Origin of the sequence: Azonexus hydrophilus DSM 23864 (genome assembly GCF_000429605.1) — a bacterium.
Taxonomy (GTDB): domain Bacteria; phylum Pseudomonadota; class Gammaproteobacteria; order Burkholderiales; family Rhodocyclaceae; genus Azonexus; species Azonexus hydrophilus.
On sequence record NZ_KE386925.1, the window covers coordinates 1 to 22900 of the forward strand.

Genomic DNA, 22900 nt, shown 5'->3' on the forward strand with positions numbered 1-22900 from the left:
CAGACGCTGATAGCGTGCCGACACGTCGTGCAGGTTGGCGGTTTCGGTGGTCAGATTGACTTCGGCCAGGGCCAGACGGCTGCCGGCTTGCTCCAGATCGACGCGACGCCCGACGCCCGATGCCGTACGCACCTTCAGTTGCTCGTGCGTGGCCTTGTGGCGGATGTAGTTGTCTTCGGCGAGATCGACCAGGAAACGGTAGCGCAGCACATCGAGATAGGCGCGGCTGGCTTCCAGAGCGACGTTCTCGGAGGCTTCGAGCAATTCGTAGTAACGGACCAGACGCGCCTTGTCGAGTTTGCGAACCTCGCTGCGCGTGGCAAACCCGTCGAACACCATCTGGTTCAGGGTCAGCGCGTAGCCCTGGCGGGTGTAGTTGTCCTTGGTATTCGTCGGCGGCGTCTTCAGACTCTCGCGGCCAGCGCCCGCAGTCAGGTCTACCCGCGGAAAATAGCCACCGCGTGCCACCCCGATTTCCTCGTCGGCCGCCTTGTAGTTACGCCACTTGGTCGTCACTTCCGGGCTCTTCAGCACCGCTTGCTGGGCAATCTCGCGCAGGGCGTCGTGCACTTGTTGCGTACCGGTTTCCTGAGCCTGCGCGACGCTGGCAAACAGGCTGCCGATGAGGAAAGGGAGGATGGCCATTTTCATGATTCAGGCGGCTCCCATGTGCAGCGAAGCAGACGGTTTGGCGCGACGGATGCGCGGCTTGCCAGAAATATTCTGCAGGGTTTCCACGGATTTTCCGTTACGCAGTTCCTTGAGCAGGCGTTCGGCGCCCTTGGTCTCGCCGTAGGCAAGATGGATCAGCAGCAAGACCTGTTTGGGAATGGTTCGCCCCGTTTCATAGCGTGATCCCCCGGACTGGGTGACCAGGATGCGTTTCCAGAAGTCGGACTGTTTCATCCCCATGCGATCGCGAAGGTCGCGGATGTCCTGGCCGGTGGTGCAGATCAGTACTTTGTCCATGCTGTTTCTCCCTTGTGAAGATGGCTTAATCGACCAGCAGTTTTCCCTGCTGGAGCAAGTTCTGGATGATTTGGCTATTACCGGTGAATTGACCGCCTTCACTGAAATCGACACCCTCGATGACGATTTGCTGCGTGACCGCGGCCCCATTGCCGAGTGGGTTGATATGGATGGTCGTGCCGCTGGCGGTGGTTTCGAAATGCAGGTATTGCGTCAGATTGCCGGGCGCGAAACCGTCGTGGTACTCGCCTTGCAGCAGATCCCGCAGATCGATGATGTCGCCGCCAGCACCAACCGGGGCGTGCAGGTTGAAATCCATGATCCGGTCGATGGCGGGTGTGTCTACCGTGCCCTGATCACCGAATTCCCAGCGGAAAACATCGCTGCCATCGCCGCCCCAGAGCAGGTCGTTGCCCTTGCCGCCGATCAACAGATCGTTGCCGTTGCCAGCGTGAAGCGCGTCGTCACCGGCGCCACCTCGCAACAGGTCGCTGCCATCGCTGCCGATGAGCACATCGTTGCCGTCATGGCCGTAGAGGCGGCTGCCTTCCTGGGTGGCGGTCAGCGTGTCGTCCTGTGACGAGCCTTCGATGATCCGTCCGTTCTGATCCGGGGTGCTGAGCAGACCGACTTCTGCCAGCGAACCGACGCTGCTGGTGCTGCTCAGTCCATTGCTGTCGGTGGCAGTGATGCTGGTGGCGCTGAGAACGCTGACGTCGAGCAGCGACTGCTCGTAATGCACGGTGCCGAGAAGCTCGTTCAATGCCAGGTTGTCGATGGTGCCGCCATCCTTGGCCGTGATGACCAGGGTCGAACTGGGCAGGATCAGACCGAGCAGACCCGGATTGTTGATGATCGCGAGATTCAGCCCCAGTTCGTCGGCCAGCGCATGCGAGGCCTTCAGGTGGTAGGGGCCGAGGTTGATCAGCGAGCGGTAGGAAATTTCCAGCTTGGCGATATTGTTGTTGGCATCGACGGCGGTGAAGCGCGTGCGTGTTCCCAGATCGATCAGGTCGAGGGCATCGAGCCCGATGATGCCGAGCAGGTTGTTGCTGGTTTCGATGCCGGTGACCGGGGCGACATTGACGGTCGATGGTGTGCCGGTGCCGATGAACTGCAACGAGCCGGTGGCCTGGTCGCCATCGTTGTCGACCAGGATGAATTCGACCTGGGTCGTGCTGCCGCGAGGAGGCGCTTCGGCGACGTGGTATTGATAGCTGCCATCGCAAAGGCCGATGCGGATGGTTTCGCCGGCGGTGGTCTGCACGGTCAGTGTCCGGGTGACCGGGTCGAATTGATAGCCGCTGACCGTCGCCGAAGTGCCGCTGACGGCGATGGTGTTGGCCTGCGCGTCATAGGCAAAGAGGTAACCGCCGATGGCGAGCGCGGCGACATGCCCGCCGTCCGCACCGAAGCCTCCGAGGCTGCCGCTGAGCGTGGTCGGGCCGCTGACTGTCGCCGCGAAGACGCAGGCCATTTCGTTGAAATCGCCAATCCAGTAGCCGTTCAGGTCGGATTCTGCCTGACCGTCCCAGGCAATCGGGTTGAGCTGGTTGGGGATGATGATGGAACGTGGACCGACACCGATGGCCTGCGAGGTCATGTCGTTGTCGTTGAGGAACTGGCGCCAGGCGCATTCCTCGTCCCGGTCGATGCCGTCGCCGAGGAAGGGGTCGAACTGTCCCGGATAGTTGAAGGGATGTCCGCTGCTGTCGATGGTCGGTTCGCCATCGGAGAAGAAGTACGAGACATTCTGCCCGCTGGCGATTTTGCCGTCGCTGGCAAACGCCAGCTTGGCTGTGGCCAGGGCGGCGTCGTAGTTCGAAGCTTCATTTCCGGCTTCCAGGCCGGCGAGCAGCAGGCGTGCCTCGTCGATGGTCAGCCAGCGTTCGCCCAGTGCATGTCCGTCGTTGCCGAAGACCACCAGACGAACCTTGACGTCGCCCAGCGCGTCGTAGCGGTCGAGCAGGTCGCGGATGGCGATCTTGGCCAGATCCAGTCGGCTCAATTCCTGGCCGGCCAGGTCCTTGACGCCGGTGCGCTGATTCATGCTGGCGGAGAGGTCGAGCATGATCATCAGGTTGGTATCGACACCGTCGCCATCGCCGATCCGGATCGCCTGGTTGTTGGCCAGCGGCGCGTCGTCCTCGATGTGCACCGTCAGGCTGGTTTCGCTTTGCTGGCTGCCGTCGTTTGCCCGGATCGTGAATTGCAGGCTTTCGATGTTTTCACCGTTGCCGCTTGGGTGATCGATGGGTTTCAGCAGGCGGACTTCATAATTTCCCTGGCTGTCGATCCTGGCGCAGATGACTTCCGGACCGAGCGCGCCGGCACGACCGACGAGCGGGGAGTCTTCGGTTCCCGCCCCCGACCAGACAATCTGGACGCCACCGGAATAGAGCGCCTGGCTCGGCGGGGCAAGGCACAGGGATAGCGTGGCGTTGCCGTTGACGATGCCGATGGTGCCGCTGGCAGTCGGTTCATCGGTGTTGTCGTGCGGATTGCCCTCGCGGTCCGGAATGCCGTGGCGCAAGCCTTCTTCCGAGACACTGACTTCGGCATCGACAATGATCAGGTTGGTCCAGAAAAGCGCTTGCGCTTCGCCGCGTGGCGTCGTGTTACCGGCCGGATCGCGGATTTCGGCCTCGACGGTAATCGTGGTGCCGTGCGCCTGGGGCGGGAAATGGGTGGTGACGAAGCCGGCTTGCTTGTCGGCGGCGGTGATCTGGATTTCCCGGGTCAGTTGGCTGGAAGTGACGACAACGATGTCGCCGATATCCACCTTGTCGCCATCGAAGCGAACCTGAACGTCCACTTCGCCGTTCAGTTCGGCAGCGCTGATCCGGCCGTCACCGTTTGCATCCTCGGTGATTTCGACCAGCGGGGCATTGCCTCCGTTGGGCGCCAGGGTGTCGATGGTGGCGCCGGCATGTCCGACCTTGCCAAGATTGCCGGCCGGGTCGCGGACCTGTGCGGAGACGTCGATTCTCTGACCTTCACCCGGGTTGTCGAACTCAAATGCCACGCTGCCACGAATCACGTCGCTCTGGGTCATGACGATGGGGGCGAGCACCTGACCGTTGACGGTGACCAGCAGTTGATCGCCGGCGCGGATGGTCGGGGGGAGGGTGATGCTGACGTCGATCTTTCCCTGCAATTCGGCGGCGTTGATCCAGCCGTCACTGTTCCTGTCCTCAAGGATGAAGACCTGGGGCGCTCCCGGTTCGCCCAGCATCAGGCGGGCGCTGGCTTCGGCCGGTCCGGCGGAATTGCCGGCAATGTCGCGGATCGTGGCGGTTGTGACAAAGGTCGTGTCGTCCGCCGTGGGGTTGAATTTGACGTCGAGGTGACCGGCGGCGATGTCGGCTGCGGTCAGCGTGAACACCTGGTCGACATTGCCGCTGCCGGACACCGTCAGCGAATCCCCGACGGCTGCACCGGCAGGAAGCGTTACCCGGACATCGATGTCGTTGTCGCGCAGTTCTTCCCGGTTGATGAAACCATCGCCATTGCGGTCTTCGGTGATGGCAACGCTCAGGCCGCTGAACACGGTGGTGTCGATGATGGCCGAAGCTTCGCCGGTGGGGCTGGTGTTGCCGGCCAGGTCACGGATGAAGGCGGTGACCGTGACGGTTTGCCCATCGCCGGGATTTGGAATGCCTCCGATATCGACGTGACCGTTGCGGATATCCTGCTGGGTCAGCAGGATCGGCAGGCGGGCGTTGCCATTGACGCTGACGAACAGCCATTCTCCGGCGCGGGCGCCGGAGGGCAGGCCGATGCGGGCATCGATGTCGCCTTGAAGCTCGGCCGCATTGATGTAGCCGTCGCGATTGAGGTCGTCCAGCAGGGTGACGCGTGGCGCACCGATGTCGCTGGTTTCGATGATGGCGGCAGCGCTGGCCTCATTGGACAGATTTCCGGCCGGGTCGCTGACCTGGGCGCGAACTTCGAGCTTGCTGCCATTGCCGGGCGGATCGAGTTCGATTTCCACGCGGCCTGCATCGATATGGGCCTGGGTCAGTTCGATGGTGATCGTCGAATGCCCGGTCGCCCAGATGGTCAGCAGATCGCCGGCAATCGCTTCCGGCGGCAGGGTGAATTCAACGTCGACCTTGCCCTGCAATTCCGCCTTGTTGATGTAGCCATCGCCATTGATGTCCTCGGTGATGGTGACGACCAGTCCCTGCAGGTTGCTGGTGTCGATCTTTGCCGCTGCGCTGCCGCGTTCCGAGGCATTGCCGGCCGGGTCGATCAGGTAAGCGTCGACGACCAGCACGCTGCCATGCGGCGGGATGGGAAAATCGGTGGTGATGTAGCCATTGGCCTTGTCGGCGGCATTGATCACGATATCGCGGACGATCGTGCCGTCCGAGACGCGTACGGTATCGCCGACATCGACCAGGTCGCGATTGAACTCGACTCTTACATCGGCATTGCCATTGGCTTCGGCGCGGTTGATGAAGCCGTCGTTGTTGGCATCTTCAACAATGATGACCCGGGGAGCAGCGCCGCCGTTGGGCGGTGTGTTGTCGTCCGGAAGCAAGTTTCCAGCTGAGAGCACTGCCTCATCCGAGAGCGCGAGGCCGGATCGGTCGCCCGTTCCGAAATTGTAGGCCGTTGCCGCGCCGCCGATTTCCTCCAGGATGCGTGCGAATTCGATGAAGCTGTGACCGCCTTCGCTGGTGGCGCCTGCTTGCCCTGCGGCCGGTGCTTCTTCGTCCAGCAGTTCGTCGAGCGGTGCATTGCTGGCCAGGGCCTGGGTGATCTGGCGGAAGCCGTCGCTGCCGGTGCGTATGGCGCTATCGTCCGGCGAGCTGGTGCCGGCGACCTCATTGTCGAAGACGACGGTCTGACTGTTGCCAAGCCGGATCTCGCGGCCGTCGTTCGCGGCCAGAACGATATCGGCGTTGGCGCCGGTGACGACTGTTTCGCCGGGGAGGAGCCTGTCACCGGCCTTGAGTTGCCGGCTGGATCCATTTTTCGTGATGGCAAATGCGCTGCCGTTCAGCGAGACCACCTGGGCGATAGGGTTGGTTTGTGACATGACTTGATTCCTCGCACCGAATTTGATGTGCCCTGGATGGGCAGGGGGGCTTATGCAAGCTGTTATATCAAATTATACGATAAAATCAAATTAACCAAGCATTTTCATTTCGCGTTTTGCGTTGTTTTTGCATTCATGGCGGCTCGTTCTACCGCTGCGCTCGATCGCATTGGCAGCGAAATATTTGGCCGTTGTTTGTTTAAGTTGTTGTAAAAATGATTTATTTTCTGTTTTTCGGTTTGTTTGTGTGGCGGTGGAGCGTTTGCATGCCTGGAATTTTGCGTATCACTATCGATGAAGCGAGGTATCATATTTAAACGAATAGTTCGTTTTGAGGTGTGTCGTGCGACTTGAGTCACATCTGCTGGATGAAGCGAAGGCGTCGATACTGGCGGTGGATGACACGCCGGCCATTCTTCAGTTGCTCGAACTGACCTTGGGGATCGATTACGAGATCGTTCCCGTTGAATCGGGGCAGGCGGCGCTTGATGCCTTTCGTCAACGTCAGTTCGATCTCGTCATGCTTGATCTGATGATGCCGGACATGGATGGCTTCGAGACCTTGAAACGGCTCAAGGAACTGCCATCCTTCGAGGGGACGCCGGTCATCTTCCTGACGGCCATGGATGATCTGACCAACGAATGCAGCGCCCTGGAACTCGGGGCGGACGATTACATCACCAAGCCGTTCAAGCCGAATCTGGTTCGTCTCAGAATCGCCAACATCCTGCACCGGGTCCGTTTGCAGCGTTTGTTGTCGCTGGCCCTGGCCGGGGCCGATCAGGGGCTGTGGTCATGGAATCTGGATGGCGGGGTAAGAATTGCTTCTGCCTGGAGCCAGCCCTTGACTGTCGATGGGCAGGTCAAGGCGCTCGAGTTCAAGGATTGGCGGGAGGTTTGCCACCCCGATGATGTACCTGCCGTGAGCGAAGCCAGTCGCGACTATTTGTCCGGTCTCAAGCCGGCGTTCGAAATCGATGTTCGCCTGCGGCGCCTCGGCGGGACGTGGACCTGGTTCAATATCCACGGCAAGTTCAGCGGTGCCGAGATGATCATTGGCACCTATCGCAATGTCGAGGCGCGCAAGCAGGCTGAGTTGAAACTTCGCGAGAGCGAAGAGCGCTTGCGCCATGTCATGGATGCGACCGGCGAAGGTATCTGGGACTGGGCCGTCCAGGAGCCGATCGTTCGGCATAACGCTGCCTGGTGCCGCTTGTTCGGTCTGGGCGAGGAAACAGCCAATCACCCGGTGGCCGAGGTGCTGGCCATGATCAATCCGGATGACCGGCCCGAGGTTGAACGCCTGCTGCACGAATGCCTGGTCAACGATCAGCCGTTTTTTGCCGAGTACCGTGTCCGTCACGTCGATGGCTGGGATGTCTGGGTGCAGGCACGCGGCAAAGTCGTCGAGCGTGCGGCCGATGGCTCCCCCTTGCGCATGGTCGGGGCGTTGCAGGATGTTTCGGAGAAAAAGCGGATCGAGGAAGAGTATCGCCGTCTGGCCCTGTTCGATACCTTGACCGGCCTCCCCAATCGCCGCTTGCTGATTGATCGCCTGGTCCAGGCGATCGAGCAGAATCGCCGCAATGCGACGCTGGGGGCGCTGATGTTCATCGATATGGATCGTTTCAAGACGCTCAACGACACCCTGGGCCATGATCACGGCGACATGCTGCTGATCGAGGTGGCTCGCCGCTTGTCGGGCGCTGTCCGGAAAATGGACACGGCGGCCCGTCTCGGCGGTGACGAGTTCGTCATCATGCTGCCGCAGTTGTCGGCGGATGCCGCCATGGCCATGAAAGACGCCATGACCGTGGCCAACAAGGTACTGCGCAATCTGGGGGTGAGCTATCAACTGGGCCGTCATGAGTACGACAGCACGCCGAGTATTGGCCTGACCTTGTTCTCAGGGGCCCATGGCGAGACTGTTGATGGCATTCTCCGGCGCGCCGATGCAGCGATGTACGAGGCCAAGCGGACTGGCCGGAATCGCGTTTGCGTCGATCAGGCATTCGCCCTGGCAAACGCTTAGCGTATCGCCCACATGCCGAGTTTGCCGGTACTCGCCGCCAGTTGCAGGCGGGCGCTGAGCCAGCCGGAAAGCGCCTCGATCCGGCGCTGCTCGGCATTGGCCACGGCACTCTGGGCGCTCAGCAGTTCGAGGATGTTGCCGACGCCGGCGCGAAATCGTCCTTCGGCGACTTCATAGGAACGACGCGCGCTGTCGAGCAGGGTCTGGGCGGCTTCGATATGGGCCTTCCGGGTATTGAGTGCCTGGTAGCTTTTCCAGACGTCGAGCATGACCTGTTGCTCCATCTTTTCCAGCTCGGCCTGCAGTTGTTCAACCTGACTGTTGGCGGCACGAACCTTGTAGCCGCGCCCAAAGCCCTCGAATAGCGGAATGCTCAACTGCATGCCGACGACGTTGTCGCGAAAGACTGCACCGGTGGCTGGATAGCCGGAAATGGGAATGTGCTTGTCCTGCCGGCGTTCGCTGGCCTCGGCAGAAAATCCGAGCACCGGCCTGCCTTCGGCACGAACGGCCCGAACCCGGGCCCGGGCGGCGTTCAGTTCGGCGCGGGCGGCTTGCAGCGCGGGGTGATGGCTGCCGGCTTCCTCGAACAGGTCGTCGATACTGGTGCCGATGCCGGTTTCGGGCAGTTTCTGGGTCCTTTCCGGCAGGAGCAGGCGGGTCTTCGGGGACAGACCAATGGCCGTGGCCAGGCTGCCGGTGGCATTCTCCAGTTCGCCCTGAGCGCTGACCCGTTTGAGCCGGGCATCCGACAGGGCGACGGCAGCTTGCAGTTTGTCGGTCAGCGCGCCGGCACCGGCGGCATGTTTGGCAGTCGTTGCCTCCAGGTTTTTCCGGGCGGAGTTTTCGGCTTCTTCGCTGGCACGGAGTACGGCCTGTGCGGTCTGTACATCGAAATAGCGCTGTGCCGTTTCCAGCAAGGTGCGCTGAATTGTCTGATCGTGGCTGGCGTTGGCCGCATCCAGCAAGGCCGCTGCCTGTTCCACATTCGCCCGGCGCAAGCCGGTGTCGGCAATGGTCCAGCTGAGTTTGAGACTGGCGGTGCGGGTGCGTGGCTGGGTTTTGGCGTCCAGCACATCGTAGGGTTTTTCGTAGGTATTGCTGGTCGTCTGGGCCAGATAGCCGAAGTTGGCGCTCAGGTTCGGCAGATAGGCGGATCTGGCAACCCCGAGCTGGGCTGCCTGGATTTTCGCCTGAGCCCAGGCAGCCCGGCTCTGCGGACTCTGGCACAGGGCGCGTTCGATGGCCTCGTGCAGTTGCAGGCTGCCCTTGGGTTCGTCGAATGCGCAGATGATGGGCGTGTCATCATCAAGCAGAGGCAGTGCGGAGGGTGGCAGGCGGCTTTCGGTCAGGAGCAGGTCAGGGGGATTGGCGCGGGCAAGCCCGGAGCACGCAAGCAGCAGGCAGCCAAACAGGCAGCCGATCCGCCATGCAGTTTTTCCTACCATTGCCCACCTCGGGCGATACGCTCGAGATCGAGCTCGCTGGCCGGGATGTCGCGGATGATCCGCCCCTGGTCGAGAATGACCACCCGGTCTGCGCTGGCAATGGTTTCCGGACGATGGGCGACGATGATGCGGGTGATGTTCAGTCCCTTGATTGCGGTGTTGACCCGTTTTTCGCAGGAAATATCGAGGTGGCTGGTCGCCTCGTCGAGGAACAGGATGCTCGGCCGTTTGTACATGGCCCGCGCCAGCAGGACGCGCTGCTTCTGACCACCGGAAAGCGCGGTGCCCATGTCTCCGATCAGGGTGTTGTAACCCATCGGCATTTCCATGATCTCGTCGTGAATGGCGGCAAGCTTTGCACATTCCTCGATGCGGTCGGGCTCGGGATGATGGTCGAAGAAGCTGATGTTGTCGGCGATCGATCCGGCAAACAGGACGTCATCCTGAAGAACGGTACCGACCATCTCGCGCAGGGCGCCGATACCGACCTGATTGACGCTGCTGCCACCGATCAGGACATCGCCTTCGGTCGGAGTCCGGATGCCGAGCATGGTGCTGATCAGGGTGGATTTGCCACAGCCCGAGGGGCCGATGATGGCGATCGATTCGCCCGGATGTACGGTCAGGTCGATGCCGTCGAGTACCCACGGTTCGCCATCGGCGTAGCGGTAGCGAAGCGCCTTCAGCTCGATGGAGGCTTCCGGCGTGCCGTGGCTTCCGGGCGTTGAAATCGATTTTTCGGCATGGCTTTCCGGGGTCGCGAAGACGATATCGGCCAGACGTTCGCCCTGCAGTTGCAGCATCTTGATTTCGACCAGCTTGTCGATCAGGGCGCTGACGCGTGAGTCGAACTGATCCTTGTAGGCGCTGAACGCCATCAGTGCGCCGACGGTAAAGTGCCCGTCAAGAATGAGCTTGGCGCCGAGCCAGATGACGAGGATGCGTTCCACACCGAACAGCAGGCCGTTGGCCAGGCGATAGAAAATCTGCAGTTTCTGGTTGCGCAGATCGGCATTGATCTGGTCGACGAGCAGGCTCAGCCAGGTCGAGCGTCTTTCCTCCTGGCGCTGAAACAGCTTGATGCTGCGAACACCGCGTACGGTTTCGAGAAAATGGCTCTGTTGCTTGGCTGCATGGATGATCTGTTCTTCGGTGGCGTTGCGCAACGGTCGGTACCAGAGCCAGCGGACTATGCCGTAGAGCACCATGGCGCCGACCGCGATCCACGCCAGCGGCGGGCTGTAGATGAACATCACGATCAAGGTCACGATGGTCATCGCACCATCGAGAATGCCTTCGACAAAAGCGGTGGTCAGCGTTTTCTGGATGACATCGATCGAACTGAAACGGGAGACGACATCGCCCAGGTGGCGTTTCTCGAAATACTCGACCGGCAGACGCAGCAAATGGGTGAACACATTCGCCCGCCACTGGATGTTCAGGGTCGTCGACATATGCATGATGACCCACGAGCGCAGTGCCGAAATGCCCTGTTGCATCAGCATCAGCAAACCGAATCCGATGGCCAGCGTACTCAGGAGATCCCGGTCGCCGGAGACGATGACGTTATCGATGACCCACTGGAGGAAAAACGGGCTGACCAGGGCAAAGACTTCGAGCGAGACGGCAAGCAGCAGGATCTGGCCGAGCGAGCGATAGAGGCCGGTAACGTGCCCCATCAACTGGCGCAGCCGGACCCGTTGCTTCAAGGTGACGGCCTTGAACTCGGTATTCGGCCATAGCTCCAGCGCGACGCCGGTGAACTGACCGGAAACCTCGTCGAGCTTCAGCTTGCGCACGCCAAAGGCCGGGTCGTGAATGGTCACCGTGTTGCGGTCGACCTCCTTGAGTACGACAAAGTGATTGAAGTTCCAGTGCAGGATGCAGGGCAGGCGCAGCTGCGGCAGATCTTCAAGGTCGAGCTTGATCGGGCGGGTGGCGAGGTTCAGCGACTGCGCCATCTGCATCAGGTGCCCCAGCGTGCTGCCCTTGATCGAGACCAGGAACAGGCGGCGGAGCGTGGCCAGGTCGGTGCGCAGGCCGTGATAGCCGGCAACCATGGCGATGCTGGCCAGGCCGCATTCGGTGGCCTCCGTTTGCAGGATTTGCGGCAGCTTGCGGCGCAGGCCGAAGGATAGGTTTTCTAGAAAGGACATTGCTGGCCTGGGGCTAATGGTCGTTGAATACCGGTCAGAGTTTTCCGGTCAGGCTGAACAGGGGTTCCAGCACCCATTCATAGAGACGGCGCGTTTCCTGCAGCACATCGGCTTCCAGCAGCATGCCGGCCTGCAGCGGGTGTTCTTCGCCGTAAGCCCGGATGGTTTGCGCGGTCAGGGCCACGGTAATCAGGTACAGCGGTTCGTGGGTCTGGTTTTCAACGCCGGCAGGGAGCAGGGCGGAAATTTCGCCAGCCGGTAGTGCTGTTCTCGCGACTGAAACGACCTGGCCCTCGGCGTGGCCGAATTTCTGATATGGGTAGGCCTGGTAACGCAGACGTACCGAGGCCCCCGGCTTGACGAAACCGACGGCCCGACTTGGCGCATAGAGCTGTGCTTCGAGGCGGCTGTCGGCTGGGACCACGCTCAACAGCGGGCGCCGGGCATCGGCCATCTGGCCCAGTTCGCCTACGACCGCAGTGGCTACTCCGTCGACCGGGGCGGTAATGGCGATCATTCGGCGTCCCTCGTTCTCGCTCAATTCCTGGCTGGTGCTGGAGATGTAGCGTTCGATCTGGGCCAGCTGGTTCTGCTGCTTGAGGCGCAGTGCACCAAGATTTTCCTGGCGCATGGCCAACTCGCGACGCAGGGCAATCTGCTCGCGCTCGATGCTCTTCAGTCGTGCTTGCTGATCGAGCCATTCCTCGTGCTTTTGTTGCTGTTGCTCGCGCGAGATGTAATCCTGTTCAAGCAGGGACTGGTAACGGCGGCTGGTTTCGTCGGCCAGTCCGACACGCGCCCGTTGGCCGTCGAGCAGGCTGTCGACTTTTTCAAGTTCCGCCTGGAGGGCCTGGATCTGGCGCCGCAGCCCATCCTGTTCTTCCTGTTGCAGGCGGCTCGTCCGCTCCAGTTCCCTTTCCAGGGATTCCTGGCGCGATCCCAGTTGCTCGCTGATGCTGGCCTGTACTGATTCCAGGGTGCTGCTTTGCCGCTCGCTCGATAGCAGGAAAAGTATTTCGCCGGCACGGACGCGCTGTCCTTCGCTCACCCGCTTTTCCTGGATGATGCCGGCTTGCGCTGCATAAACGCGTAGCAGACCGCCGTTCGGGACCAGGTGTCCGCTTACGCTGCTGCGCTTGGTATAGCTGCCAAAGGTGAATAACAGCACGATCGACAGGGCGCAGATTGCCGCGACGATGCTCAGTATCCGGTAACTGAGAGGGCGGATGAGCAGGATGTCGCCGAAGGATTTCGGCTTCTGGGCCTCAAGGGCCGCTTGTCTGAATAGGGGCTGCGAGGCCATGCTGCAACTTCTGCTTTGAGGGAAAGACTGCCCTGTTTGATGAGGGCCGGCCTGCGCGAGGGGCGCGTGGGGGAAACTGAACCCGGTTTTGATCAGCCCAGGTCTGGCGGATCAGAAACGCGGGCTGACGGGGCGGGAGGAGGTCGTGTTCAGGGGCCCGCCCCGTTTTCCTGGCGTCTTAGCGGCAGGAATTACCCAGCAGACCGCCGAGCAGACCGCCCAGCAGGCCGGTCACGGTGCCAACCAGACCCTGAACCAGGCCGACAACCGGGGTCAGCAGGCCGCCAACCAGGCCGAGAACCGGGTTCAGAACGCCACCAAGCAGGCCACCCAGATCCAGGATGCCGCCGGAAACTGCTTCGATTTCGGTCTTGCTAAGCTCTTGAATTGCCATGTTGCTACTCCTTTAACGATTGAAAATGCCAAGTTGATGGCGGGTATTGCCCCGGGATGGGGTAATTCTTGGCGCATTTCTGCAATCACTGTCGCTTTATTTACTAAAACGCGCAGAACGCGAATCGAGTGCCATGATAATCAAATAAAATGAAAAAGCAACACTCTTTTTGTTGTCTTTGCGCGTGGTGCTTGCGAAGAAAATGATGTCTCTGACAAGGCTTGCTCATCCCTGGCGAATATCGGTGGCGGGCCCGACGGGCGCTGAAAATCCCTTGTCTGTATTCCATCGGCTTACTACACTAGCTGCCTTTCCCATTGCCCTGCCGCCGATGCCTGAATCTCCTGCCGTGTCTTACCGTTCCTCCGATTCCGTCCGCGATCAATGGGTTTTTTACGGGCTGCTTGGCCTGTTGTGCTGGATTCCCTTGCCGCTGGGCAGTAACCGGACTTTTGCTGCCGGTATCGTGATTGTCTGGGCGGTGCTCTTGCTGGGCGGTGCCTTGTTTGCCTGGCGCAATCATGCGGCGGCGATGGCCGAGCGTTTGCGGCCCTTGCGCTGGCCGATCGTGCTGCTGGGCCTGTTCGTGCTGATTCCTTGGATACAGATTTTTCCGTGGCCGGCCGGGGTGATCGGTGCGCTGTCGCCGGAGGCGCTGGCGGTCTGGGACGGCGTCGGGCCGCCGCGGTTCACGCTGGATCCCTACCAGACGCAGTTCTTCGCGGCGCTGTCCTTTGCCTACTGGGCGGTTTTCGTGGTGGCCCTGCTGACGATACGCAGCCATCGTCGCCTTGACCTGCTGGCGCTGGTCATTGTCGGCAGCGGTGTGTTCCAGGCAATCATCGGTGCGCTGCTGTTTTCGTTCGGTGCCAAGTACACGCTGTTTTTCTCGGATCTGATCCACGATCGGGTCAAGGGCTTGTTCGTCTATCACAACCACATGGCGGGTTACATGGAGTTATGCCTGTCGGTAGGCATCGGTCTGATGCTGGCCCGCCTGGGCGATGACAGCAGCGGCAGCCGCCACTGGCGCAGCCGCATGCGTGGGGCCATCGATTTCATGCTCAGCCCGAAGATGCTGTTGCGCCTGATGCTGGTGATCATGGTCATTGCCCTGGTGCTGACGCGGTCGCGGATGGGCAACGGCGGTTTCTTTGCCGCGCTGATCGTGGTTGGCCTCTTGTATATCGTGTTGTCGCGCAAGACGGCGCCGAAGGCGGTGGCGCTGATCGCCAGCCTGATCATCATCGACGTGGTGGTGATCGGCACCTGGGTGGGTCTGGAGAAGGTGGTCAGCCGGGTTCAGGAAACTTCGATGACCATTGAGGGCGAGGGGCGCGAGGAATCGGTCGAATTGCGCCTGGACGCGGCCCGGCATGCGATGGACATGGTGCAGGATTTCCCGGTGCTGGGCACCGGGGCGGGGAGTTTCTACGGGACTTACCTGCGCTACCGGACGCCGCGTGAGGGGTATTTCGATCATGCGCACAACGATTACGTCGAGATTGCCGCCGATTTCGGCCTGCCGGGGCTGGGCCTGCTCGGGGCTTTCGTTGCGCTGACGCTGGCCGCCGGGGTGCGGGTGCTGGTCAAGCGCCGATCCAGTCTGCCGCGCGGCATCGCCTTCGGTTCCCTGATGGCGATGGTGGCACTGATCATTCATAGCTGGGTCGATTTCAACCTGCAGATTCCGGCCAATGCGCTGACCCTGGTGGTGATCATGGCCATGGCCTGGTGCGCCGGTGCGCTGCCGTCAGGCGGCGGGCAAGGGCGGCGACGCCCGAGCGAATGACGTCGGCGCAGGCTTTCGGTAAGCTGCCGCCTTTTCTGCCGGATAGACCATGACTGCCGATTTGATTGCCGGACTCGATCCCGCTGCCGTGTGGCGCCATTTCGCCTTGCTCTGCGCGACACCGCGCGCCTCGAAGCAGGAGGCGGCACTGCGCGACAAATTGCTGGCCTGGGCGCGGGCAAGGTCGCTGACTGCGCGGGTCGATGGTGCCGGCAACCTGATCCTGAAAAAGCCGGCGACGCCCGGTTGCGAAAATGCCCCGACCGTGGTCCTGCAGGCGCACCTGGACATGGTCTGCCAGAAGAATGCCGACAGCGATCACGATTTCTCCCGCGATGCGATCCAGCCGGTGCTGCGCGATGGCTGGCTGATTGCGGAGAAGACGACGCTGGGCGCCGACAACGGCATCGGCGTGGCGCTGATCCTGGCCGCGCTGGAAGATCAAACGCTGCGCCACGGGCCGCTGGAAGCGTTGCTGACCATTGATGAGGAAGCCGGCATGGGCGGTGCCCGTGGTCTGGCGCCGGGCTTGCTCGATGCGTCGCTGATGCTCAACCTGGATACCGAGGCCTGGGGCGAGTTCTATCTTGGCTGTGCTGGCGGGCTCGATGTCGATGTGCGCCGCGACGGTGAGTCCGAACCGCTGCCGGCCGGCTGGACGGTGCGCCGGATCGCGTTGAATGGCCTGCGCGGCGGGCATTCCGGCGTCGATATCCACGAGGAACGTGGCAACGCGATCAAGCTGCTGGTCGGCGTGCTGCACGACCTGGCCGGCGTCATGCCTTACCGGCTGGTGTCGCTGCATGGTGGCTCGGCGCGCAACGCCCTGCCGCGCGAGGCCTTCGCCGTGCTGGCGCTGCCCGAAGCCGACGGCCTGGAGGCCTGGCTGGCGCAGCAGCAGGCGGCGTTGCGCGAACTGCTGCGCGGTGTGGACGACGGCATTGCCCTGAGCGCGCAAGCGGCGACGGCGGATGCGGTCATGGCCGGCGCCGAGCAATTCACCTGGCTGGCGTCGCTGCATGCCGCGCCGCATGGCGTGAAGCGTTTCAGCCGGCAGGTGGCTGGCGTCGTCGAAACCTCGAACAACCTCGGTATCGTCGAACTGACACCGGACGCCGGCTACGCCAATTTCATGGTCCGCTCGCTGGTCGACCGCGCGGCCGATGCGCTGGCCGACGAGATTGTCAGCCTGTTTGCGCTGTCCGGCACCGCTGCCGAAAAATCCGGCCAGTACCCGGGCTGGCAGCCGAACCCGGATTCGGCCCTGCTGCAAACCTGCCAGGCGGTGTTCAAGCGCGATTTCGGTGGTGATTCGACAGTCCAGGTGATCCACGCCGGCCTTGAGTGCGGGCTGATCGGCGCCCAATACCCGGGCCTCGACATCGTTTCCTTCGGCCCGACCATCCACGGCGCGCACGCCCCCGGCGAGCGGGTCGAGGTGGCCACGGTGGAACGCTGCTGGCGCCTGCTGCGGGCGATCCTGGGCGAGATCAGCGGCGGCTGAGTGGCGCTTTCCGCTGCTTGTCGTTGGCCTGACGCAGGATGTCGGTCTTCTGCAGCAATTCGACGACCGAGCTGACTTCGAATTTCTGGAAGATCACGCTGCGGTGGGTTTTGACGGTGTTGACGGAAATGCCCAGTTCTTCGGCAATCTCGGCATTCTTGCGGCCGTTGACGACCAGCCAGAAGACCTTGCGCTGGGATGCGGTCAGCGATTCGAAGCGGCCGACGATTTCGACGCGCTGACGTTGCGTCGCGGCAGCTTCAGCGCGCGATCCGGTGGTCGGGCGATTGGGAAAGACGTGCTGATCGAGCATGACCACCAGCTCGGCGTCGAAATCGATTTCCGGTGCTTCGGTCTTGCCCAGACGAACGAGGCGATTGTCGAACAGCGATGAGTGATTGCCCAGCCATTCACCAGTGAGCTTCTGCAGGAACAGGCTGGCTTCGTAAGGCGGTTCGCTTTGCACCTGCAAGGCCAGCCGCTTCAGTTGCCGGGCAATGCCTTCATGGGCCGCCTTGTGCGCCTTGATGTGGGCCTGGCACACCGGGGTGTCGGGCAGCAGCTCCATCATCTTTTCTTCGTAGGTTGCGTGGCCGATCAGGAAGGCGCCCAGTTCCCCGGTCAGGCTGGCCAGGCTGTTGCCGCATTCGGTTTGGCGGCCAGGCGGGCAATGGGCGCAAACCGGCTGTGACAGCGGCGTGCTTTCACTGCAGAAACTGGCGAGCTGCTCGACCATGTTCTCGAGGATGCTGTGTTGCTGATCGATTTCTGCATTGCCCGTATGGTGGATGCCCATGGTGCTTTTCTTTTTCTCGGTCCTGGTTGTGTAAGCGATTGAATTATATATTTTTACGGCTTCGTGAATATCACCCCACGGGGTGATGACTCGCCCCTGGGGGGTGATTACAGTGGAGGCATCTAGCGGAGGTGCCCATGAAAAAGAATTCGGTGTGCGAACATCAGGATCTGTTGAACCGGCTGAACGAGAAACTGACGATGTCGGAGAAGATCGGCTTCCTGCATCGCGTGTTGCGGCAGCGTTGCGAATTCGTTCATCGCATCGGGATCGCGGTCTACGATCCGCAGGACGACATGTTGCAGACATTCGCCCACAGCACGGAGGGCGAGAATCCGCTGGGCAATTACCAATGCCGTTTGCGGGATGCGAAATCCCTGTACCGCATTTCGCTCGATGGCAAACCCCGGGTCATCAACGACATGTCCGTGTTTGCGCGAAGCCGGAAAACCCATGCACGCAAACTGGAGACCCACGGCTACCAGGCAAGCTATACGGTGCCGATTTACCAGAACGCCCAGCTGGGCGGCTTCGTCTTCTTCAACTCCCGCCAGGCCGGGGTGTTTGACGAGTCGTCATTGCCGTATCTGGACATGATCGCCCGCCTGGTTTCCCTGCTGGTCAACATGGAATTGAAGCAGGTGCAGGTGCTGCTGGGGGCTTTGCGGACGGCAACCTGCTTTTCCGGGCACAAGGACCCGGAAACCGGGGCGCATCTGGCACGTATGGCGAGATTCTCCCGATTGATCGCCAATGCGGTGGCCCGGGATTATCGTCTGGACGATGAATTCGTCGAGGCGGTGTTCTGGTTTGCGCCGATGCACGACATCGGCAAGATCGCCATTCCCGATGAAATCCTGCGCAAGCCCGGCAAGCTGACCGCGGGCGAGATGGCGGTCATGAAGACGCATACGACCAAGGGACGGGAAATGATCGAATCCATGCTCGGCAACTTCGGCCTTGAGGAATTCGGCTATGCCGACCTCGTCTGCCATATTGCCGAGTGTCACCACGAGAACTATGACGGTAGCGGTTACCCCTATGGTCTGATCGGCGAGGATATTCCGATTGAAGCGCGCATCGTGGCCGTGGCCGACGTGTTCGACGCCTTGACCTCCAGGCGCTCGTACAAGGAAGCCTGGTCGAACGAGGAGGCATTCGCCGTATTGCGCAAGATGGCGACCTGGAAGCTTGATCCGCGCTGCGTCGAAGCCCTGATCGCTTGTCGCGAGGAAATCGTCGACATCCAGGCGGCTTTCCGCGACGAGCACGAGCAAGCAGTGAAGTATGTCGATTCGCCGGTTTTTTCGGCGTTCCGGTTTTCCTGCAATCTGCAGCCGGCGTAAGCTTCAGCGCCCGCGGATCGCCTCGCGCCGGGCAAAGCCGAGCTTGGACGAGCGTTCCATCTTCTGCGCGAAGGCCGGGAAGTCGAGGCCGAGGCGGGCGCGCAATTCCTTGGCATGGTTGTGCAGCCAGCGCCAGCGCGGTTCGAAGTACTTTTCCTTGAACGCGTAGAGGATGTGGTTGCCGTCGTCGGGCACCGAAATGACGATCACCTGGTCGTCGAAGACGTGCATCGCCTCGCCGATCAGCCCGGCGTAACTTTCCTTGTCGCCGGCCAGGTTGACCACCAGCACGCCGTTGCCGGAGAGCTTGGTGTAAGCGTTCTCGAAGAACTGGCGGTTGGCCAGCGCCGGGGCGAAGCCGGTGCGGTCGAAGGCATCGACCAGCAGCGCGTCGATGCCTTGTTCGGTGTGCTCGATGAAGGCGGCGCCGTCGCCTTCGATGATCTGCAGGCGTTCATCGTCGGGAGGGACGAAGAAGGCATCGCGCAGCGCGATCACGTCGGGGTCGAGCTCAACGGCGGTGATGTGGACGCCGGGCAGGCGGCGGTGGCAGAACTTGACGATCGAGCCGCCGCCCAGGCCGATCAAGGCGATGCGCTTGGGACGCGGATGGAAGAGCAGGAAGCCCATCATTTTCTGCGTGTAGCGCAGCGCCAGATCGTGCGGCGCTTTGAGCGCCATCTCGCTCTGCATCAGGCGGACGTTGAAGTAGAGGTAGCGCGACTTGCCGTCGTCGATGACGAAGGGCTTGGGGTAGCTTTCGTCGAGCAACTGGGCGCGCAATTCGCCGGCCCGCGCCCAGGCCGGTTCAAGCATCATGACCGTGCCGGTCTCGATCTCGAACGGGCTGGGGAGTTCGTAGAGTTTCAAGCCTGCGTCTTAGTCTGGCAGGTCAGCTGCGTTGAGCATGAATACGTATTCGTCGCCAGCGGCGGTGTCGAGCCAGGTGAAGGGCAGGTCGGGGTAGGCGGCTTCAAGCGCGTCGCGGTTGTGGCCGATTTCGACGACGAGGATGCCGTCTTCGCTCAGGTGCTTTTTCGCTTCGGCGAGGATGATGCGGGTGAAGTCGAGGCCGTCGTCACCCGAACCGAGTGCCATTTCCGGCTCGTGCAGGTATTCCGGCGGCAGCGCGTCGACCGATTCGGCATCGACGTAGGGCGGGTTGGAGATGATCAGGTCGTAGCGGCGGCCAGCCAGCGCCGTGAAGGCGTCGGAATGGACCGGATGTATACGCTCGCCCAGGTGATAGTCGGCGATGTTGCGTTCGGCGACGGCCAGCGCATCTTTCGACAGGTCGACGGCATCGACCCGGGCGTTGGGGAAGTTGAGCGCCAGCTTGATCGCCAGGCAGCCGGAGCCGGTGCACAGGTCGAGCGCGTTTTCGACCGCCCACGGGTCGGCGACCCAGGGCGTCAGCTGCTCGTCGAGCAGTTCGGCGATGAAGGAGCGCGGCACGATGACGCGCTCGTCGACGTAGAAACGGTCTTCGCCGAGCCAGGCTTCGTGGGTCAGGTAGGCGGCCGGCAGGCGGTCCTGGCAGCGGTGGGTGTAGAGGTCGAGCAGGCGGGTGCGTTCTTCGGGCAGCAGACGCGCGTCGAGGAAGGGTTCGAGGCGGTCGAGCGGCAGGTGTAAAGCGTGCAGCGTGAGATATACCGCTTCGTCCCAGGCGTTGTCGCTGCCGTGGCCGAAGAACAGCTGGGCGGCGTTGAAGCGGCTGACCGCGTAGCGGATGAAGTCGCGGACGGTGATCAGTTCGGTTTTGGCGGCGGCGGTCATGCGAGCAGAATCTTTTCCAGGATGCGGCGGTAGATCGCCGAGAGTTGCGCGGGGGCGTCGACGGCGATGCATTCGTCGATCTTGTGGCTGGTCGCGTTGGACGGGCCGATTTCCAGCAACTGGCCGCAGATCGGCGCGATGAAGCGGCCGTCGGAGGTGCCGCCGGTGGTCGATAGTTCGGTTTCGATGCCGCAAACGCTGCGGATCGCCTCGATCGCCGCGTCAGCCAGCGGACCGCGACCGGTCAGGAAGGGGCGGGCGCCGAGCGTCCATTTGATCTCGTATTCCAGCCCGTGACTGTCAAGGATGGCGCACAGGCGCTGCTGCAGGCCTTCCGGCGTGCTGGCGGTGGAGAAACGGAAATTGAACTTGATTTCCAGTTGCCCGGGAATGACGTTGGTCGCACCGGTGCCGCCGTGGATGTTGGAAATCTGCCAGGTGGTCGGCGGGAAGTATTCGTTGCCCTGATCCCACTCGGTCGCTGCCAGTTCGGCGATGGCAGGGGCGGCCTGGTGGATCGGGTTGCGGCCTTTCTCCGGGTAGGCGATGTGGCACTGGATGCCCTTGACGTTGAGTACGCCGGAGAGCGAGCCGCGCCGGCCGTTCTTGATCATGTCGCCGAGCGTGTTGACCGAGGTCGGCTCGCCGATGATGCAGTAGTCGAGATGTTCGCCACGCGCCTGCAGGGCTTCGGTGACGGCGACGGTGCCGTCGTTGGCATCGCCTTCCTCGTCGGAGGTGAGCAGGAAGGCGAGCGACGCGGGGTGGTCCGGATGCGCGGCGACAAAAGCTTCAACCGCCGTGACCGAGGCGGCGACGCCGGTCTTCATGTCGGCGGCGCCACGGCCGTAGAGCTTGCCGTCACGAATTTCCGGGGCGAACGGGGGGCTGGTCCATCTTTCCAGCGGGCCGGTCGGGACGACGTCGGTGTGGCCGGCGAAGACGAACAGCGGTGCGCTCGTGCCGCGGCGTGCCCAGAGGTTGCGGGTGCCGTTGCGATCCAGCCATTCGAGCGAAAAGCCGATGGCGGCCAGGCGGGCGCCGAGGATGTCCATGCAGCCCGCATCGTTGGGCGTGACGGACGGGCAGGCCATGATCTGGCGTGCCAGGTCGAGCGTGGTATCAGTCATCAGGGATTGTCTTCGTCGTCGGCGAGGCTGAGCTGGAATTCCTTGAACGAGGCGCCGCCTTCGTTGGTGCTGTCGAATTCCAGGCTGATGTCGGGCTTCTTCTCTTCCTTGCTGTTGCCGGAATTGAATTCGGAGTTGTTGATCAGCCACGACAGGTTGGTCGGCGAATCGGCATTGGCCAGGGCTTCGTCGAGGGTGATCGTGCCTTCGTGGTAAAGGCGGAAAAGATCCTGCTCGAAAGTCTGCGATCCCGGCGCCAGTGTCTGCTCCATCGCGTCCTTGATGCCCTGGACTTCGCCGCGCTCGATCAGCTCGCTGATGTGGCGCGTGTTGAGCATGATTTCGCAGGTCGGCAGACGTTTGCCGTCGGGTTTCTTGACCAGGCGCTGGGAGACGATGGCGCGCAAGGCCACCGACAGGTCGAGGAACAGCGCCGGCCGGTTCTCCAGCGGGAAGAAGCTGATGATCCGGTTGAGCGCGTGGTAGGAGTTGTTGGCGTGCAGCGTGGCCAGGCACAGGTGGCCGGTCTGGGCGTAGGAAATCGCCGCCTGCATGGTGTCGCGGTCGCGGATTTCACCGATCAGGATGCAGTCGGGCGCCTGGCGCATCGCGTTCTTCAGCGCCGTACCCCAGTCGTGTGTGTCCATGCCGATTTCGCGCTGGTTGACGATGGATTTCTTGTGCTTGAACAGGAATTCGATCGGGTCTTCGACGGTCAGGATGTGACCGGTGCGCGTCGAGTTGCGGTAATCGAGCATCGAGGCGATGGTCGTCGACTTGCCCGAGCCGGTGGCGCCGACAATCAGGATCAGCCCGCGCTTTTCCATGATCAGCTCGCCGAGCAGTGGCGGCAGGCCGAGTGTGTCGAGCGGCGGGATGTTGCCGAGGATGAAGCGTACGACGATGCCGATCGAGCCGCGCTGGCGGAAGATGTTGATCCGGAAGTTGCCGACTTGCGGCACGCCGAACGAGAGGTTCATCTCGTTGTTGGCTTCGAAGGTCTTGGCCTGATCCGGCGACATCAGTTCGTAGGCGATCTTCTCGATCATGTCGGGCAGCATGATCTGCTGATTGACCGGCATGGTCGTTCCCTGGATCTTGATGTGGATCGGCGTGCCGGCGGAGATGAAAATATCCGACGCCTGCTTTTCCGACATCAGCTGGAACAGTTTGTCGAGGATCATGGCAAGACCTTCGCGGAGAGGGG

General features: G+C 61.9%; 16 protein-coding genes. 4 read left to right on the plus strand and 12 right to left on the minus strand.

Annotated features, from left to right (window positions below; translation table 11 throughout):
• The 3 genes from G471_RS0111300 to G471_RS19575 all read right to left on the minus strand — a co-directional run.
• A partial coding sequence (locus G471_RS0111300; protein WP_043421561.1) for a TolC family protein occupies nt 1-651 on the minus strand: 651 nt, incomplete at its 3' end.
• Nucleotides 652-654: 3 nt separating this feature from the next.
• A complete protein-coding gene (locus G471_RS19410) occupies nt 655-969 on the minus strand; it encodes a helix-turn-helix domain-containing protein (RefSeq protein ID WP_211226423.1) in 315 nt (104 codons plus the stop codon).
• A 25-nt stretch (nt 970-994) separates the two neighbouring features.
• Nucleotides 995-6016 (minus strand): retention module-containing protein, encoded by a 5022-nt coding sequence (locus G471_RS19575; RefSeq protein WP_028995436.1) that lies wholly within the window; start codon nt 6014-6016, stop codon nt 995-997.
• A gap of 343 nt (nt 6017-6359) precedes the next feature.
• On the opposite strand from G471_RS19575, the gene G471_RS17485 reads away from it, so the two are divergent.
• Complete coding sequence (locus G471_RS17485; RefSeq protein WP_051295451.1) at nt 6360-8048, plus strand: two-component system response regulator; 1689 nt, start codon at nt 6360-6362, stop codon at nt 8046-8048.
• Here the strand turns inward: G471_RS17485 and G471_RS17490 are convergent.
• From G471_RS17490 to G471_RS0111335, 4 genes are all read right to left on the minus strand, one after another.
• Nucleotides 8045-9496 carry a TolC family protein gene (locus tag G471_RS17490; RefSeq protein ID WP_051295452.1) on the minus strand — a complete coding sequence of 484 codons (1452 nt, stop codon included), beginning with the start codon at nt 9494-9496 and terminating at the stop codon, nt 8045-8047. The genes G471_RS17485 and G471_RS17490 overlap by 4 nt on opposite strands.
• The gene (locus tag G471_RS0111325) at nt 9490-11652 is read right to left on the minus strand and encodes a peptidase domain-containing ABC transporter (RefSeq protein WP_028995437.1); all 2163 of its coding nucleotides are present in this window, start codon (nt 11650-11652) and stop codon (nt 9490-9492) included. Before G471_RS0111325 ends, G471_RS17490 begins: the two co-directional genes overlap by 7 nt.
• Before the next feature lie 34 nt (nt 11653-11686).
• On the minus strand, nt 11687-12955 hold the full coding sequence (locus G471_RS0111330) for an HlyD family secretion protein (protein WP_028995438.1): 1269 nt from the start codon (nt 12953-12955) through the stop codon (nt 11687-11689).
• A 178-nt stretch (nt 12956-13133) separates the two neighbouring features.
• Nucleotides 13134-13349 carry a hypothetical protein gene (locus G471_RS0111335; RefSeq protein WP_028995439.1) on the minus strand — a complete coding sequence of 72 codons (216 nt, stop codon included), beginning with the start codon at nt 13347-13349 and terminating at the stop codon, nt 13134-13136.
• Between the two features lie 349 nt (nt 13350-13698).
• Here G471_RS0111335 and G471_RS17495 point away from each other — a divergent pair, with 349 nt between their 5' ends.
• On the plus strand, nt 13699-15141 hold the full coding sequence (locus tag G471_RS17495) for an O-antigen ligase family protein (RefSeq protein WP_051295453.1): 1443 nt from the start codon (nt 13699-13701) through the stop codon (nt 15139-15141).
• Nucleotides 15142-15190: 49 nt separating this feature from the next.
• Entirely contained in the window at nt 15191-16645 is a 1455-nt protein-coding gene (locus G471_RS0111345) for an aminoacyl-histidine dipeptidase (protein WP_028995440.1), read from the plus strand.
• Here G471_RS0111345 and G471_RS18395 read toward each other — a convergent pair.
• Nucleotides 16632-17441, minus strand: coding sequence for a LuxR C-terminal-related transcriptional regulator (locus G471_RS18395; protein ID WP_028995441.1), 810 nt, complete (start codon nt 17439-17441; stop codon nt 16632-16634). The genes G471_RS0111345 and G471_RS18395 overlap by 14 nt on opposite strands.
• 137 nt (nt 17442-17578) lie before the next feature.
• On the opposite strand from G471_RS18395, the gene G471_RS17505 reads away from it, so the two are divergent.
• Entirely contained in the window at nt 17579-18787 is a 1209-nt protein-coding gene (locus G471_RS17505; protein ID WP_081700239.1) for an HD domain-containing phosphohydrolase, read from the plus strand.
• Nucleotides 18788-18790: 3 nt separating this feature from the next.
• Here G471_RS17505 and G471_RS0111360 read toward each other — a convergent pair whose 3' ends face one another.
• The 4 genes from G471_RS0111360 to G471_RS0111375 are packed head-to-tail and all read right to left on the minus strand — an operon-like array spanning nt 18791 to nt 22877.
• Nucleotides 18791-19657 (minus strand): spermine/spermidine synthase domain-containing protein, encoded by an 867-nt coding sequence (locus G471_RS0111360; RefSeq protein ID WP_028995442.1) that lies wholly within the window; start codon nt 19655-19657, stop codon nt 18791-18793.
• A gap of 9 nt (nt 19658-19666) precedes the next feature.
• A complete protein-coding gene (prmB, locus tag G471_RS0111365; protein WP_028995443.1) occupies nt 19667-20563 on the minus strand; it encodes a 50S ribosomal protein L3 N(5)-glutamine methyltransferase in 897 nt (298 codons plus the stop codon).
• Nucleotides 20560-21693: a succinyl-diaminopimelate desuccinylase gene (dapE, locus tag G471_RS0111370; RefSeq protein ID WP_028995444.1), complete on the minus strand. Its 1134-nt coding sequence runs from the start codon at nt 21691-21693 to the stop codon at nt 20560-20562. Before dapE ends, prmB begins: the two co-directional genes overlap by 4 nt.
• Complete coding sequence (locus G471_RS0111375; RefSeq protein ID WP_028995445.1) at nt 21693-22877, minus strand: PilT/PilU family type 4a pilus ATPase; 1185 nt, start codon at nt 22875-22877, stop codon at nt 21693-21695. The genes dapE and G471_RS0111375 overlap by 1 nt, the downstream gene beginning before the upstream one ends.
• Nucleotides 22878-22900 lie beyond the last annotated feature (23 nt).